The 16,021-nt window shown below is 74.9% G+C and carries 10 protein-coding genes; 3 read left to right on the top strand and 7 right to left on the bottom strand.

The features are described 5' to 3' along the window. Window positions 1-1,193: 1,193 nt before the first annotated feature. The 3 genes from EV378_RS07155 to EV378_RS07145 form a co-directional block, all read right to left on the bottom strand. Entirely contained in the window at window positions 1,194-3,629 is a 2,436-nt protein-coding gene (locus tag EV378_RS07155; protein WP_132421987.1) for a glycosyltransferase family 39 protein, read from the bottom strand. Beyond that, window positions 3,626-4,936: a bifunctional glycosyltransferase family 2/GtrA family protein gene (locus EV378_RS07150; protein WP_132421985.1), complete on the bottom strand. Its 1,311-nt coding sequence runs from the start codon at window positions 4,934-4,936 to the stop codon at window positions 3,626-3,628. Before EV378_RS07150 ends, EV378_RS07155 begins: the two co-directional genes overlap by 4 nt. A 176-nt stretch (window positions 4,937-5,112) precedes the next feature. Further along, window positions 5,113-7,362: an ArnT family glycosyltransferase gene (locus tag EV378_RS07145; RefSeq protein ID WP_243653329.1), complete on the bottom strand. Its 2,250-nt coding sequence runs from the start codon at window positions 7,360-7,362 to the stop codon at window positions 5,113-5,115. Window positions 7,363-7,462: 100 nt separating this feature from the next. Here EV378_RS07145 and EV378_RS07140 point away from each other — a divergent pair, with 100 nt between their 5' ends. Together EV378_RS07140 and EV378_RS35250 are read left to right on the top strand one after the other, a co-directional pair. Further along, complete coding sequence (locus tag EV378_RS07140; RefSeq protein ID WP_132421981.1) at window positions 7,463-8,257, top strand: HAD family hydrolase; 795 nt, start codon at window positions 7,463-7,465, stop codon at window positions 8,255-8,257. Window positions 8,258-8,342: 85 nt separating this feature from the next. After that, entirely contained in the window at window positions 8,343-8,507 is a 165-nt protein-coding gene (locus EV378_RS35250; RefSeq protein ID WP_165922176.1) for a hypothetical protein, read from the top strand. 149 nt (window positions 8,508-8,656) lie between these two features. On the opposite strand, the gene EV378_RS07135 is transcribed toward EV378_RS35250, so the two are convergent. The 3 genes from EV378_RS07135 to EV378_RS07125 all read right to left on the bottom strand — a co-directional run bounded on the left by EV378_RS07135 (window position 8,657) and on the right by EV378_RS07125 (window position 12,461). Further along, window positions 8,657-9,814, bottom strand: coding sequence for an acyl-CoA dehydrogenase family protein (locus tag EV378_RS07135; RefSeq protein ID WP_132421979.1), 1,158 nt, complete (start codon window positions 9,812-9,814; stop codon window positions 8,657-8,659). 29 nt (window positions 9,815-9,843) lie between these two features. Beyond that, on the bottom strand, window positions 9,844-10,749 hold the full coding sequence (locus EV378_RS07130; protein ID WP_165922175.1) for a sucrase ferredoxin: 906 nt from the start codon (window positions 10,747-10,749) through the stop codon (window positions 9,844-9,846). An 83-nt stretch (window positions 10,750-10,832) separates the two neighbouring features. After that, entirely contained in the window at window positions 10,833-12,461 is a 1,629-nt protein-coding gene (locus tag EV378_RS07125) for an AMP-binding protein (protein WP_132421975.1), read from the bottom strand. A 185-nt stretch (window positions 12,462-12,646) separates the two neighbouring features. On the opposite strand from EV378_RS07125, the gene EV378_RS07120 reads away from it, so the two are divergent. After that, window positions 12,647-12,862, top strand: coding sequence for a hypothetical protein (locus EV378_RS07120; protein ID WP_132421973.1), 216 nt, complete (start codon window positions 12,647-12,649; stop codon window positions 12,860-12,862). Window positions 12,863-13,481: 619 nt separating this feature from the next. Here EV378_RS07120 and EV378_RS07115 read toward each other — a convergent pair. Further along, a complete protein-coding gene (locus EV378_RS07115; RefSeq protein ID WP_132421971.1) occupies window positions 13,482-15,563 on the bottom strand; it encodes a glycosyltransferase family 39 protein in 2,082 nt (693 codons plus the stop codon). Between the last annotated feature and the right edge of the window lie 458 nt (window positions 15,564-16,021).

Here is a 16,021-nt window from a genome sequence, read left to right as displayed (position 1 = left end):
GACCGGGAAGCGCACGCCGATCTGCGGGATGCGCGCCGATCCCGAGATCGCGCGGTGATCCGGAGGATGCACGCTGATCCGCCGGACGCGCGCTGATCCGAAGGATGCGCGCTGGTTCGGAGGGCGCGCTGATCGGTGGGATGCGCGCTGGTCGGCGGGACGCACGCTGATCCGGAGGACGCGCGTTGATCCGGTGGACGCGGGTGCCGGGACGCGCGCGTTCTCCGATGTCGTGCGCAGACGGCCGCCCGGGGCTCTTCGCGGACCGTGCCCCCGCACAGGCTCGATCCGGAGGATGCGCTGTTCCGGAAGGAGCACGCCGACCGGGAAGCGCACGACGATCTGCGGGATGCGCGCTGGTTCGGAGGGCTCGCGCTGGTGGGCGGGATGCGCGCTGGTCCGTGGGATGCGCGTTGATCCGGTGGACGCGCGTGCCGGGACGCGCGTTCTCCGCCGTCGTGCGCGGACGGGCGCGTGGGCTCTTCGCGGAAGGTGCCCCCGCACAGGCTCGATCCGGAGGGCGCGCTGTTCCGGAGGCAGCACGCCGACCCGGAAGCGCACGCCGATCTGCGGGATGCGCGCCGATCCCGAGAACGCGCGGTGATCCGGAGGATGCGCGCAGGTCCGGAGGACGCGCGTGTCACGACGCGCGCGTTCTCCGATGTCGTGCGCGGAGGGGGCCGGGAGTCTCTTAACGGACGGCGAGGTGGGCCGCACGGGCGCAACCCGGAGGGCGCACGCCGACCGGAGGGCGCACACCGATTCGCAGGGCGCGCGGTGATCCGGAGGGCGCGCGGTGATCCGGAGGGCGCGCGGTGATCCGGAGGGCGCACGCCGATCCGCGGGACTCACGTTGATCCGGCGGATGCGCGCCGGTCTGGTGGACGCGCGTGCCGGGACGCGCGCGTTCTCCGATGTCGTGCGCGGAGTGGGCCGGGGTCTCTGCATGGACGGCGAGGGTGGGCCGCACGGGCTCGATCTGGAGGGCGCACGCCGACCGAAGGGCGCACACCGATCTACAGGGCGCACGCTGATCCGCGGGACGCACGTTGATCCGGCGGACGCGCGCCGGTCCGGCGGACGCACGTGCGACGACGCGCGCTCACCGACGTCGTGCGCGGACGGGCCGGGAGCCCGTCGTAGACAGCGGTGTCCCCGCACGAGCTCGAACCCGTGCGGGAACACCGTCCGGCTCAGTGTGCCGGTGCGCTCAGGTCGTAGACGGTCTGGCCGCCGACCGTCGTCGCCGTGTAGTGCGCGGCGACCCAGTCGGTGATCTCCTTCCCGACTCCGCGGTCCCCACCCGGTCCGCCGCCCCGCATTCCGCCGGAGACGAAGTACCGGATCTGCCCGTCGTGCACGTAGGCCTGGAACTGCTGCAGCGTCGGGGACTCGTCGGAACCGCTGAACCCGCCGATGGCCATCACCGACGCGCCACTGGACAGCTCCATCGGCCCGGCGCCCATCGCGCCGATCGTCGCTGCGGCCCACCGGACGCCGGTCGCCTGGGCGTTCCTCAGCAGGGACGCGAGCGCCGGGTCGGTGGTCTCCTCGCCGGGACCGCCCATGCCGCCCGGTCCGCCGAACCCACCCATCGCGGCTGCCCCGCCGGGCAGTCCGGCGCCGTTCGCTCCGGCCGCACCCGGGGTCGTCCCACCGGCCGGATCGCCCGGGGCCGTGCCGGTCGCGTCGTCCGGCGCCGTGCCGGTCGCGTCGCCCGGGGCCGTGCCGGCCGCGTCACCCGGCGTCGAGCCGGCCGGGTCACCCGGCGCCGAGCCGGTCGCGTCGCCAGGTACCGAGCCGGCCGGGTCGCCCGGGGCCGTGCCGGTCGCGTCGCCCGGCGTCGCGCCCGGGGCGGAGCCGGTTCCCGAGCCGGGCGCCGTGCCGGTGGCCGAGCCGGGATCCGTCCCGGCCGCACCGGGAACGGCGCCCGGAGTCGTGCCGGTCCCGTCGGCGGTCCCGTTCGCGCCGCGGTCGGCCCGGTCGCGCCGCCCGTCACGCATGCCGCCGAAGCCGCCCTGTGCGCCGGCGACGGTCGGGCCCGCCGTCGGGATCGAACCGGTGTGCGGGGTCACCGACGTCTGCGCCGCGTACGCGGCGGGCGCCGTGACGCCGGCCAGCACGGCCGCGCCGGCCACCACCGCGGCCCAGCGCCGCCGTCCGGCCGGCAGCAGGAACGCCGCGCCGGCGAGCACGCCGAGCACCAGCACCACCCAACGCAGCCACGGCAGGAACTCCGGCGACCATCCGAGCAGCACGAACGCCCACACGGCGGTGCCGGCGGCCGTCACGGCGAGGACGATCCGCGCGAGCCAGGTGTCCCGGTTCCGCAGCAGCACCGCCCCGCCGATCGCGACCGTCGCGGCGATCCCGGGAGCCAGCGCCACCGTGTAGTAGGGGTGGATGATCCCGCTCATGAAGCTGAACACCAGCACCGTGACCACGGTCCAGCCGCCCCATGCCAGCAGCGCGGCCCGTGTCCGGTCGGTGCGCACGGCCCGTCGGGTGAACCACAGCGACGCCACGAGCAGGACGAGCGCTGCCGGCAGCAGCCAGCTCACCTGAGTCGCGAACGACTCCCCGAACATCCGCAGCAGCCCGGCCTGACCGCCGAACATGCCACCCGGCCCGCCGCCCCCACCAGCGCCGCCGGGAGGCATGCCGCCTGGGAACCCGCCGGTGCCGCCGGGGAGGGCGCCGCCGGTCGCGCCACCGGGGAGAGCGCCTCCTGCCGCGTCGCCCGGCATGTCGCCGAGCCCGCCGCCAGCGCCGGGACCGCCACGCTCGTCGCCGAAGATGCGGCCCAGGCCGTTGTAGCCGAACGCGAGGCCGAGCGGCGTGTTGTCACCGGACCCGCCGATGTACGGGCGCGACGACACCGGCCACAACGCCACCGCCAGCAGCCACCAGCCGGCGCCGACGACGATCGCGATGCCCGACCCGAGAAGCTGCACGACCCGCCGTCGCACCGAACCGGGTGCGGCCCAGAGGTAGGCCAGCGCCAGGCCCGGCAGCACGAGGAACGCCTGCAGGCTCTTGGCCAGGAACGCGAACCCGATCACGAGGCCGGCCAGCAGGATCCACCGGGTGCTGCCGCGCTCGGCCGCCCGGACCGTGCAGTAGGCGGCCGCGACCATCAGCAGGACCAGGAGGGCGTCCGGGTTGTTGAACCGGAACATCAGCGCCGCGACCGGCGTGAGCGCCATCAGCGCCCCGGCGATCAGCCCTGCGCCGGGGCCCGCCGCGCGGCGCACGGCCGCGTACAGCAGCGCGACCGTCGCGACGCCCATCAGTGCCTGCGGCACCAGCATCGACCAGGACGAGAAGCCGAAGATCCGGCCCGCGATCTCCATCGGCCACAGCGAGGCGGGCGGCTTGTCCACTGTGATCGCGTTGCCGGCGTCGAGCGAACCGAAGAAGAACGCGGTCCAGTTCTGGGTGCCCGCCTGGACGGCGGCCGCGTAGAACGAGTTCGCCCAGCCGGACGCACCGAGGTTCCACAGGTACAGCGCGCCGGTGCCGACGAGCAGCACGGCCAGCGCGACCCACTCGGACACGGAGCGGCGCCCCGGGCCGGTGGCCGGGGGCGCATCCGTGGTGCCGGTCGGGCGGGAGAGGAGCGTGGTCACGCCGGGATCTCCGATTCGGACGAGGAGCGGACGGGGGTCGCGGGCCTGCGCCGGAACACCCAGGAACGGAACAGCACGAACCGGATCACGGTCGCGACGAGGTTGGCCACGACGATGACGGCGACCTCGACGGCCGTGTGGACGCCGGGCGCGAGGATCCCGAGCAGGGCCAGGGCGCCGGTCGTCAGGAGCAGGCCGATCCCGAACACGACCAGGCCCTGGAACTGGTGGGTCGCCGCGCGTTCGCGGCCGCGGACGCCGAACGTGAACCGGCGGTTGGCGGCCGTGTTCGCGATCGCGCAGATCAGCATGGCCAGCACGTTCGCCGCGATCGCGCCCATCAGCCCGCGCAGCGCGACGAACAGCACCAGGTTCGCCACGGTGGACGCGATACCGATCGCGGCGAATCGGGCCAGCTGGAACGGCATGGACCTCGGCACGCCCGGGACCGGCGTCGGGTCCAGTGGCTCGCGGCCGAGCTGGGCCCGGATCTCGCCCAGCGGCAGCGCCCCGGTGGCCAGCGCCCGTCCGACCCGCCAGACGCCCTTCAGGTCGTCGGTCGCGGTGCGAACGATGTCCACACTGGAGTTCGGGTCGTCCACCCAGTCGACGGGGACCTCGTGGATCCGCAGGCCGGCCTTCTCGGCCAGCACCAGCAGCTCGGTGTCGAAGAACCACCCCGTGTCCTCGACGAGCGGCAGCAGCTGCCGCGCGACGTCCGAGCGGATCGCCTTGAAGCCGCACTGGGCGTCGGAGAAGCCGGCGGACAGAGCCCCGCGCAGGATCAGGTTGTAGGAGCGGGAGATGAACTCGCGCTTGGCGCCGCGCACCACCCGCGACGCCTTGCTCAGGCGCGTCCCGATCGCCAGGTCGGAGTGGCCGGACACCAGCGGCGCGACGAGCGGGAGGACGGCGTTCAGGTCGGTCGACAGGTCGACGTCGCAGTAGGCGAGCACCAGCGCGTCGGAAGCGGACCAGACCGTGCGCAGCGCCCTCCCGCGCCCCTTCGCCTCCAGCCGGACCGAGCGCACCTCCGGCAGCGTCGCCGCCAGCCGGGCCGCGATCATCGGGGTGTCGTCGACGGAGGCGTTGTCCGCCACGGTGATCCGGAACGAGTAGGGGAACGATCCGCGGAGGTGGTCGAGCAGCCGCCGCACCGAGTCCTCGAGATCGTCCTGCTCGTTGTGGACCGGGACGACGATGTCGAGCACCGTGCGGTCGCCGGGTGCGGGGAGCAGCAGCGGCGCCGTGTCGGAGGCGTCCGGCGGCCGGGTACCGGCCGGGGTGTCGGTGAGTACGGGGCTCATGGGGAGAACTCTCGTGTCCGGCGCTGTCGCGCCCGTGTGATCGACCTGTGTGCGAGCTGTGCGGGCGTCACCCGACGGGGTGGTATCGGTCACGTCGCCAGGGGGAACGGACGGCCGTGCGCCGCCCGACGCGCGGAACGCGGCGGACGGCGCACGGTGGCCTCGACGGCGGGCGATCACCCGGCCGCCGGGGTGGTCAGGTCGTAGAGCGTGACGCCGTCGACGGTGTGGGCCGTGTACGTCGACGCGACCCACTCGGCGATCTCCGTCGCCGCCTCGCTGCCGCCGCTGCTCGTCTGCCCGCCCGGCCCGCCGCCGAAGCCGCCACCGGTCGAGCCGACGAACCAGTGGATCTGCCCGTTCGCGACCATCTGCTGGAACTGCTGCAACGTGGGGTACGGGTCGGTGCCGTTGAACCCGCCGACGGCCATCACCGGCAGCTGTGTGGCGAGCTGGTAACCGGCCGCCTGGTTCGACGACACGGCGGCGGCCGCCCACGTGTAGTCCGACGCGTTCTCGCTGATCAGCGACGTGACGGCGGCGGTCGGCACGGGGGAGGAGAGGATCCCGCCCGGTCCACCGCCGCGACCGCCCGTGCCGCCCGTCCCGCCCTGACGAACGGCGCCGGTCCCGTTGCCGGCCGTACCCGTGCCGGACCCGGGAGCCGAACCGGCCGCGCCGGTGCCGCCAGCCGCGCCACCGGTGCCGGTGCCGCCCGGGCCCGTGCCGCTGCCGCCCGGGCCCGTGCCGCTGCCGCCCGCGGCCGTGCCGCTGCCGCCCGCGGCCGCGCCGGTGCCGCCCGCGGCCGTGCCGCCGGTGCTCGTGCCGGCCTGCCCGCCCGTCGCGTTCCCGCCAGGACCGCCGGAGCCTCCGCCGAACCCACCGGGCGGCATCCCACCCCGTCCGCCGACGCCTCCACCCGGCCCGCCGCGCCCGCCGGGACCCTGGCCGTACCCGGACGGCCCGGAGCTCGGGATCGCCCCGGTGTGCGGCGTCGCGGCCGTCGCGACCGCCCAGGCCGCCGTGCCGCCCCCACCGGCCAGGAGCGCGGCCGTCGCGACCCCGACCGCCAGCGCGCGCGGCATGCGGTGCACACCGGCCAGCGCCCCGGCCGCGACCAGCCCGAGCCCGAGCACGCCCCAGCGGATCCACGGCATCCACGACGACGCGTCCGCCAGCAGCGCGAACGACCAGACGGCCGTCACGGCCACCGCGGCGGCCAGCAGCACCCGCTGCGCGGTGGACGCGCGGTCCCGCCACAGCGTCACCGCACCGAGCCCGACCAGCGCGGCCGTCGCCGGAGCGATCGCGACCAGGTAGTACGGGTGGATGATCCCGGCCATGAAGCTGAACGTCAGGCCGGTGACGAGCAGCCATCCTCCCCACAGGATCGCCTGCACGCGGAGCGGATCGGTGCGCGGACGGCGCCAGGTGACCCAGACCAGCGCACCGAGCAGCAGCAGCGCGGCCGGCAGCAGCCAGGACGCCTCGGCGCCCATCTCGGAGCCGAACAGCCGCAGGATGCCGGTCGATCCCCAGCCGCCCCCTGCACCGCCCGCTCCGCCGCCGACGCTGCCGACCTCGTCGCCGGTGAGCCGGCCGAACCCGTTGTAGCCGAACACGAGCTCGAGCACGCTGTTCGTCTGCGATCCGCCGATGAACGGCCGGTCGGACGCCGGCCACAGCTCGACGACCAGCACCCACCACCCAGCGGACACGACGAGCGCGACGGCGGACAGCGCGAGCCCGCGCACCCGTCGCCACCATCCGACGGGCGCCGCGGCCAGCCACACGGCCGTGAACGCCGGCACCACGAGGAACGCCTGCAGCATCTTCGCCAGGAACCCGAACCCGGCCAGCGCGCCGGCCAGCACGAGCCACCGCGCGTGACCCCGCTCGACCGCGCGCAGCGTCGCGTACGCGCCGCCGAGCAGCACCAGGACCAGCAGCGCGTCCGGGTTGTCGTAGCGGAACATCAGCACGGCGACCGGCGTCAGCGCGAGCGTCGCACCGGCCAGCAGCGCGGCCCACGGCCCGGCCGCCCGGCGCACGCACGCGTACAGCAGCCCGACCGACCCGACGCCCATCAGTGCCTGCGGCGCCAGCACGCTCCAGCTGCTCAGCCCGAAGATCCGGACCGACAGCCCGGTGACCCACAGCGCGCCGGGCGCCTTGTCCACGGTGATCGCGTTCGCGGCGTCCGACGACCCGAAGAACCAGGCCTTCCAGCTCACACCGCCCGCCTGGGACGCGGCCGCGTAGAACGCGTTGCCCCACCCGGAGGCCGACAGACCCCACAGGTAGAGCACTGCGGTGCCGCCGAGCAGCACGACGAGTGCGGCCCGGTGCCAGGTGACGCGCCGGGCCGGTGGGTCCGCGGGCCGCGGCGGGGGATCGACTCGAGGTCGGGACAGAGTGCTCGTCACGGTGATCACCGTCGTCGGGCCCGCTGTGCGTCGCCGGTGCCGAACCTGTGGATGAGCTGTGAAATCCGTGTCGATCGGATGGCCCACGTAATCTGACCGTGTGCGAGCGACCTCATGGCGTCCCCGTCTGGTCGCCCTCGACATCGACGGCACGATCGTGCACGGCCGCAACCCGCCGACCGACCGGGTGCGCACGGCGATCGCCTGCGCCGCCGAGGACACCGAGGTGATGCTCTGCACCGGGCGCACCGTGATCGGCGTCGCCGTCGCGCTGGACCAGCTCGGTCTCACGTCCGGCACGACGATCACGTCGAACGGGGCGGTCGAGCTGGACACGGCCACCCGCGAGGTCCGCTCGGTCGAACGGTTCGACGTCCGCGGGGCGCTCGACCGCCTGTACGACCGGTTCCCGGACGCCCGCTTCGCGTGCGAGCACGTCGGCGTCGGGCAGCGGACCAGCGGCCCGTTCCCGGACGGGGTGCTGGCGGGGAACGTCGTCGAGGTCGGCATGGATGCGCTGCGGGCCGAGCCGTCCCCGAAGCTGATCACGTTCGTGCCGGGCAGCACGCCGGAGGACGTCGCCCGCCGCGCGGACGGCCTCGAGCTCCCCGGCGCGACGGTCACGCTGGATCACGAGATGCCGTGGGTCACGGCCGTCGCGCACGGTGTGTCGAAGGCCTCCGCACTGGCGCGGGTCGCGGCCCGGCGCGGACTCGGACCGGACGACGTGCTCGCCGTCGGCGACGGCGACAACGACCGCGAGATGCTCCGATGGGCAGGTCACGGCGTCGCGATGGGGCAGGCTCCGGCGACCGTGCGAGCGGATGCCGACGAGGTGGCAGCCCGCGTGGACGAGGACGGGCTGGGCCGGGTCCTCGAACGCTGGTTCGGCTGACCGGCCCCGTCCGATCGGCCTGGGGCGTCGCCATGGCGTCGCGCCTATAGTCGTCAGTACGACGACGACCCTGGGGGACAACGACATGGCGCGGTACTGGGTGGGTGACCCTGGTGAGCGTGGTTCGTCCGCGGCCGACCGGACCACGGCGCGTCCGGGACAGCAGCCGCGTGCCCAGGAGCGGGAACGGTTGAGCGACGCGGTGCGCCGCACGCTCGCCGGGAACGTCCGCGCGGACGACGCCGAGTAGCGGGCTCGGCCGGCCGAGCTGCAGCGCGCGCCGTCCGGTCCCGGCGCGTCGTCACCGTGCGCGGCACGCGCTGCGATCAGCCAACGCGCGCTGCGGCCTGTGACGCGCTGCGGCCTGCGACGTGCCGCGCCGCCGGCTGCGGGGCCGGGTCAGCCCCGGCCGAAGGCGTCGAGCTGGGCGCGGCGGACCGGGTCCGTCTGCGCCTGCACCATGTGGAACGCCGCCTCCCGCGCCCAGCGCTGCTCCGGGCTCGACGACAGCAGCGCCGACCCGGAGCGCGTCGCGACGAGCGCCTGCGCGGCCCGCACCGTGAGTGCCGCCAGCTCGCCGCGCAGCGCCACGCGTTCCGGCACCCGTTCGAACAGCGGCACGCCGGTGAGCAGCGCGTACGCCTCGTCGCGCAGCTGTCGGCCCCGCTCGGCCATCGCCGCGGCCAGCTCGTTCGCCTCCGGACGCCCCCGCGCGGAGCCCTGACGGTCCATCTCGGACAGGATCCGGCGCAACAGACCGATCGACGCAGGGGTGGCGTTCGCCGTGCGCGCCAGGTCGTGCCGCCGGTAGGACTCACCGTCCACCTCGGACAGGACGGACCCGCCGTCGACCTCGAGACCGTCCATCGTGAGCGCGACGGTGCGGGTCCCGCCCATCACCGACAGCGGCAGCGGGTCCCCGGCCTCCAGGCCGGGCGCCGGGCGGGCCGGGACGAGCACGAACAACAGGCGGTCGCCGGCGGCCGCGGCGCCGATCATCACGAGGTCGACGAGGCCCCACCCGGTGCACCAGTCGCTGCGCCCGTGCAGCCGCCAGCCGGTCCCGTGCGGCTCGGCGGTCACAGCGGGTGGGCCATGTCGCCGCAGGTGCGCGACCGCGATGCCCGCCTGCGTGGTCGCCGTGGCCAGCCCGGCCCGGTGGCCGTCGGCGGCCGGTCCGGCCCGGAACGCCTCGGCGGGCATCCCACGCGGCCCGCCGCGGGACATGAGCTGCGGGGTGCGGTGCTGGGTCCCGACGAACCATGTCGCTCCGCAGGCGCCGGCCAGCCGCTCGACGACCTCGGCCTCCTCCCGCTGCCCACCGCCGTGCCCGCCCTCGTCGACGGGCACGGTCACGGAGAGCAGCCCGGCCTGTGTGATGGTGTCCAGTGTGGACCGTGGCACGCCGCGGGACGGGTCGTCGGCGGCGGCCGCCTGTGGTTCCAGGACGTCGGCGGCGACCCCGGCGGCCGCGACGACGGCCGGGTGCGCGGCGAGGTCGTCGGCGGTCGGGAACGGATCGGCTGCGGGCGAGACGGTTCGGGCGGCGTCGGGCACCCGCTCAGCCTGTCACCGGATGTGGTGGCTCACTCGGCCGGACGGGGCGTCCCGGCGACGAGCGGCAGCGCGGGCTCGAGCGCGGCGCCGCAGGACGTGGGCCGGGCTCCTGCTTCGGCGTCGATACTCAGCGTGACGATCCAGAGACGCCCGTCGCGGCCGCGCACGGTCACGTCGCCCGGCCCGTCGGCCGGGTCGACCATCAGCGCGTCCGCGTCGCGGAGCCCGGTGAGCTCCCGGACGGCGAGGTCGGCGGCCTGCTCGGCCGGCGTGTGGCCGACGTGCCCGCGGCAGCACGCCGTCAGCACCTCACCGAGCCCGGCGCCCTTGCGGACGTCGAGGGCGGTGGCCGGGTCGAGCCGCCCGTACGCGTAGCCGGTGGGCAGCGCGATGGCGGTCGGGGCGAAGCGGTGCCCGCCGAGGTGGCTGCACTCCCAGACGCCTCCCGGATGGTCCGGATCGGCCCCGGACACGGCGGCGGCGAGCGCCCGCCCGCGGACGGCGCAGCACACGTCGCGCTTGCCGTGTGCGCAGACCAGCAGCAACGGGTCGGTGACCGGCCGACCGCCGTCGAGATCGAACCGGACCGACGCGAGATCGTCCGGGCCGCGTACGTGCCGCCGGACGACGCGGGTGCCGCCCGGCGTCAGATCGGCGAGGATCACCGCGCGGCCACCCGTCCGGCGTCGACGGCGGCCGGGGCGGCGGATCAGCAGCAGCGTCGCGTCCTGCTCACGCAGGCGGGCGGCGAGCCCGGAGACGGCCGGATCGGGGTGCGCTGCCACCCGCGGCGGCCAGGCCCCGACGTGCTCGACGGCCACCAGGCGGCGCAGCGCGGGCGCGGAGCCGGCGAGCGGTTCACCCGCGTCCAGGCTCAGCGCCGCGCATCCGTGACCCACGCCCACCCCGGGCCGGGTCTCCTGCAAGGCCGTCACCCACCGCAGTGTAGGGAAGGGTCGCCTTACCCGAAAGTCCGGGCGGGGATCTTCCGCCGTCCGGGGGAGTCTCCCGGCCCCGGTCACCCCCGATCGGGCAGTTCGGTGCGCAGCACCTTCCCGGTCTGGTTCCGCGGCAGGTCGTCGAGGAACACCACGTCGCGGGGCACCGCGAACGTCGCCAGCTCGCGCTTCACCAGGTCGCGGATGCCCTCCTCGGTCAGGTCCGCACCCGGCTCGGCGACGACGTAGGCGGCCAGCCGCTGCCCGTACTGCTCGTCGTCGACGCCGAGCACGCAGACCTCGCGCACGCCGTCCGCGCCCGCGATCAGCTCCTCGACCGGGCCCGGGTGCACGTTCTCCCCACCGGAGACGATCATGTCGTCGGCCCGGCCGGTGAGATGCAGGCGGCCCGCCTCGTCGAGGTGCCCGACGTCGCCGGTGCCGACGAGCCCCTCCCACTGCTCGGGGCTCGCCTGGTCCCCGGTGTAGCCCTCGAACTGCAGGTCGTTGCCGACGAACACGCGGCCGTCCTGGCCCGCGGGGACCGGGCGGTCGTTGTCGCCGAGGATCACGAGCGTCGTGCCGTACGGCGCGCGTCCCGCCGTGCCGGGCGCCGCACGGAGGTCGGCGGGGCTCGCGATCGACACCCAGGAGACCTCGGTGGAGCCGTAGAGGTTGTAGAGGCAGTCGCCGAAGCGGTCCATGAACTCGCTCGCCTGCCCGGCCGGCAGCGCCGACCCGCTGACCGCGACGATCCGCGGCCGGTGCGGTCCACGCCAGCCGCCGTCGGTCTGCTCCATGACCCGCTGCAGCATCACCGGCACGGCGAACACGGTCTGGACGCGGCGCCGGTCCACGATGTCCAGGAACGACTCGGGCTCGAACCTGCGCTGCAGCACGACCGTCGACCCGTGCAGCGCCGCGAGCAGCAGGCCCGCGTTGCCCCACGTGTGGAACAGCGGCGCGGAGATCAGCACCGGATCGCCCGCCTGCAGCGGGATGGTGGACAGGATCGACGCGGCGGGGGAGAGCGTCGACGGGTGCGGGCGCTTGGCGCCCTTCGGCGTGCCCGTCGTGCCGGAGGTCAGGACGATCAGCTTGCTGCGCTCGGGACGCAGCGGAAGCTCGCCGGGACCACCGGCCGCGACCAGCGCCTCGAGTGAACCGGCACCGTCGCCGTCGGTGCTCACGACCCGTGGGCCCTTCGGCAGCACGTCCAGAAGATCGTGATCTGCGACGACGGTGTGCAGCTCCTGCTGTTCCTGCACGCCGCGCATCTGGTCGGTGGACAGACCGGTGTTGAGCAGGACGACGTCCGCGCCGCACTTCCCGGCCGCGACCATCACCTCGACCGGGGCGCGGTGGTTGCGGCAGAGGATGCCGACCGGGGCGCCGGGCCCGGCCCCGGTCGCGGCGAGCCCGAGGGCCAGACGGTCGGTGCGCTCGTCGAGCTCGGCGTAGGTGATCACCCCGTCGTCGTCGACGACCGCGAGACGATACGGATGCCGCGCGGCTCCGACGGCGAACCCGGCAGTGACGCTGTAGCCGTAGCGGTACACCGCGCGTCCCACTCCGAACAGCCGCTCCGGCCCCATCGGGCGGACCACACCGGAACGGGTCAGCGCGATCACCGCACGGGCGGTACCGCTCCCGAGGTCCAGAGCGGTGCGTGCAGCGGCGACGGGTCCGGACAGCACAGACGGGGCCATGCGCGCAGTCTGTCAGGACCGGTCGGGTGAACGTCGTGGCGTCGGAGACGATCTGTGCCCGAGGTCACTGCTGAGCTGCGAAATGTTTCGTACCGTTACGCCGATGTGACTGACGGCGGGTTGCTCACCAGCCCCGCGTCCAGGGTCACGTGCCACCAGCACCACCAACAGTCGGGGACACATCCATGCGTCTGTACGTTGCCTCCACCCTGCCCAACGGCTCCTCGGTCCGCCGCCGCTCCGGCCACACGCTCATCCGCGCGGGTCGCCCGGTGAAGGCCATGCCGGCGTTCGGCCCGGCCGCCGACACCTGTCGCTGCGGCGCCGACCGTCCGGCCACCGCCCGCACGAACCTGTGGCGTGACTGCCCGAACTGCACGCCGGTGCTCGCCACGCGCTGAGAGAAGCTCGCGGAACGAATCCCGGCTCTGAGCCCGTCCGCGACACACCACGGCCCGGTCGCCTCCGTGCGGAGGACAGCCGGGCCGCTTGCGTTTCGAAGCCCGACCGCGGGGTAGCTCGTCGGCGAGCCGCACCCCGGCCCGGCCATGATCGGCGGGACCGGTCGGATCGCGCCGCTGGTGGCGCGCTGCTGCCAGTTGCGCCGATCACGGCGCGCCGGGGCGGATGGGGCAGGCGCGGAGGGCCGGGGTGGGCGGGTCGGTCGGGCCGGGAGCGGGCACCAGCGCCCGGCCCGGCCATGATCAGCGGGACCGGTCGGATCGCGCCGCTGGTGGCGCGCTGCTGCCGGTTGCGCCGATCTCGGCGTGGAGATCGGGCGGGCCGGGCTCGGACGGGGAGCGACGCGGTGCCGGCCATGATCGGCGGGATCGGCGGGATCGCGCCACTGGTGTCGCGTCGGTGCCACTTCCGCCGACCATGGCGTGGCCGCGCGGCGTGCGGGACGCGGAGACGTTGTCGGGCAGGCGGATCGGTCGGCCGATCGGTGGACGGGGTGGGACACCTCGGCCCGGTCGCTCGGGAGAACGACCGGGCCGTGTGCCGTGCGCCGTATGACGGTCAGGAGGTCGGGGCCGTCAGGTCGTAGACCGTCTGACCACCGATCGTCGTCGCCGTGTAGTGCGCCTCGACCCACTCGGTGATCGAGCTGGACGACGAGTCGGTGCTTCCGCCCTGGCCGCCGCCCTGATCGCCGCCCGCGACGAACCAGTGGATCTCGCCGGCCGCGACGTAGGCCTGGAACTGCTCCAGCGTCGGGGCGTCGTCCGAGCCGGACCAGCCGCCGATCGCCATCACCGACGAGCCGGAGGCCAGCTCCAGCTCGGCGGCGCTCTGCGAGCCGATCGTGGCGGCGGCCCACCGGGTCGAGTCGCCGGTCAGCAGAGCCGTCAGCTCGCCGCTGGTCCGGGCGCCGCCCATTCCGCCCGGCCCGCCGCCCACGCCCGCTCCGGAGCCGCCGCCCTGGTCGGGGGCGGTCTGGTCGGACGCCTGCTGGTCGGTGGCCTGCGCGGTCCCGGTCGTCGTGGTCCCGGTCGTCGTGGTCCCGGTCGACGCCGTGCCGCCCGGCGCCGTGCCGGAGGGCGGGGCGCCACCGCCACCCGGGCCACCGCCACCACCGGGTCCGGAGTCGCTGCCGCTCACGGCCGGTCCGGCACTGGGCGTCGACCCGGTGTGCGCGGTCAGGGCCGTGTCCACGGAGTACGCCGCCGGAGCGGCCAGCCCGGCCAGCAGCGCGAGAACGACCGCCGTGCGGGCGAGACGCCGTCGCGGAGGCAGCAGCAGCACCGCTCCGGCGAGCACGCCGGCGACCAGCACCGGCCACTGCAGCACCGACAGGCTCGAGTCCGACCAGCCGAGCATCACGAACGCCCACACGGCCGTCCCGGCCGAGGACGCGGCGAGCACCGCCCGTCCGGCCCACGCGTCACGGGCCCGCCAGGCCAGTACCCCGCCGATCCCGACGAGCGCCGCGATCGCGGGCGCCAGCGCGACCGTGTAGTACGGATGGATCGTGCCGCTCATCAGGCTGAACGTCAGCCCGGTGACGAGCGTCCAGGCGCCCCACAGGACCAGGGCGCCGCGCAGGTGTCGCGACGTCCGTCCCGCGAACCAGAACCCCGCCGCACCGAGCAGCAGCGCGGCCGGCAGCAACCAGCTGATCTGCGTGCCGAACTCGGAGTTGAACAACCGCAGCAGGCTCGCGGAGCCGCCGAAGCCACCCCCGCCACCTCCACCACCGCCGTTGCCCGAGCCACCGAGGATGCGGCCGAGCCCGTTGTAGCCGAGCGCCAGCTCCCAGGCCGAGTTGTTCGTCGACCCGCCGATGTACGGACGCGCGGCCTCGGGCCACAGCGACACCGCCAGCAGCCACCACCCGGACCCGACGACCACACCGACCCCGGCCAGCGCGATCTGCCGGACCCGCCGCCACACGGGGGTCCGGGCCGTCACCCCGTACGCGGCGGCGAGCGCGGGAAGGATCAGGAACGCCTGCATCATCTTCGTCAGGAACGCGAACCCGACCACCACGCCTGCCAGCAGGAGCCAGCGGGTCCCGGCGCGTGTCGACGCCGTCTCCCACGCCCTCGTCGTCATGTAGGCGGCCGCGACCAGCAGCAACGTGAGCAACGCGTCCGGGTTGTCGAACCGGAACATCAGCGCGGCCACCGGCGTCAGTGCGAACGCCGCTCCGGCGACGAGCGCGGCAGGTGACCCGGCGACCCGCTTCACCGTCGCGTACAGCAGCCCGACGGCCGCGACGCCCATCAATGCCTGCGGCACGAGCAGGCTCCACGAGCTGAAGCCGAAGATCCGCGCGGACAGCTCCATCACCCAGAGCGCGGCGGGCGGCTTGTCCACGGTGATCGCGTTGCCGGCGTCGAGCGAGCCGAAGAGGAACGCCGTCCAGCTCGTCGTGCCGGCCTGCACGGCGGCCGCGTAGAACGAGTTCGCCCAGCCGGACGCCGACAGGTTCCACAGGTACAGCAGGCCGGTGCCGGCCAGCAGCACGGCCAGGCCGGGGAACTCCCACGACGGGCGGCGCCGGGGTGCGGACGTCGGCGGGGCGGAACGGTGCCGTCCGCCGGGGCCGCCCGGTGCCGGGGCGGGATCCCGGGACGGCCGGGTCTCGGTGATCGTCATCCCCGGTCCTCCGGGGCGGATGCGGGCAGGGCTCGTCTCATGCCGACAACCGTGCGCGGCAGCTCTGTCGGGACTCTGGGAGCTGCTTGTGAACCGGCTGTGGACCCGGGGCGGGTGGGGTGGCCCGGCCGGAAGGAGGGGGACCGCCGGCCGGGCCTCGGCCGTCCCACACGGCCGCCCGTGGACCCACACCTGCGTTGGGGAGCGCCGCAGGTGCGGGCCATGTCTCCCGCGTGCATATGCACGCGGGAGACGATCCGACAGTACTATCCATTCACGATGCCATGTCAACGTCGAGTTGGAGTAATGCGATGAGCTGCAGGAACAGGATCTGGGTTCGGACGGCAACGGTGTCAGCATCATGGATCATCAACCGATGACAATGTCGCCGTGAACGGAGGTGCGCCGCGACACGGCCGGCCCGGCCCGCCGGCGCCTCGCCGTCACATCCGCGTCCC

The organism is Pseudonocardia endophytica (assembly GCF_004339565.1).
GTDB lineage: Bacteria > Actinomycetota > Actinomycetes > Mycobacteriales > Pseudonocardiaceae > Pseudonocardia > Pseudonocardia endophytica.
This window is presented reverse-complemented; position numbering and strand designations above follow the sequence as displayed.

What these genes read in the sequence shown, in the direction of transcription:
- EV378_RS35250 (WP_165922176.1), top strand. Translation starts at nt 8,343, where the DNA reads ATGGCGCGGTACTGGGTGGGTGACCCTGGTGAGCGTGGTTCGTCCGCG.
- EV378_RS07150 (WP_132421985.1), bottom strand. Translation starts at nt 4,936, where the DNA reads ATGAGCCCCGTACTCACCGACACCCCGGCCGGTACCCGGCCGCCGGAC.
- EV378_RS07120 (WP_132421973.1), top strand. Translation starts at nt 12,647, where the DNA reads ATGCGTCTGTACGTTGCCTCCACCCTGCCCAACGGCTCCTCGGTCCGC.
- EV378_RS07125 (WP_132421975.1), bottom strand. Translation starts at nt 12,461, where the DNA reads ATGGCCCCGTCTGTGCTGTCCGGACCCGTCGCCGCTGCACGCACCGCT.
- EV378_RS07115 (WP_132421971.1), bottom strand. Translation starts at nt 15,563, where the DNA reads ATGACGATCACCGAGACCCGGCCGTCCCGGGATCCCGCCCCGGCACCG.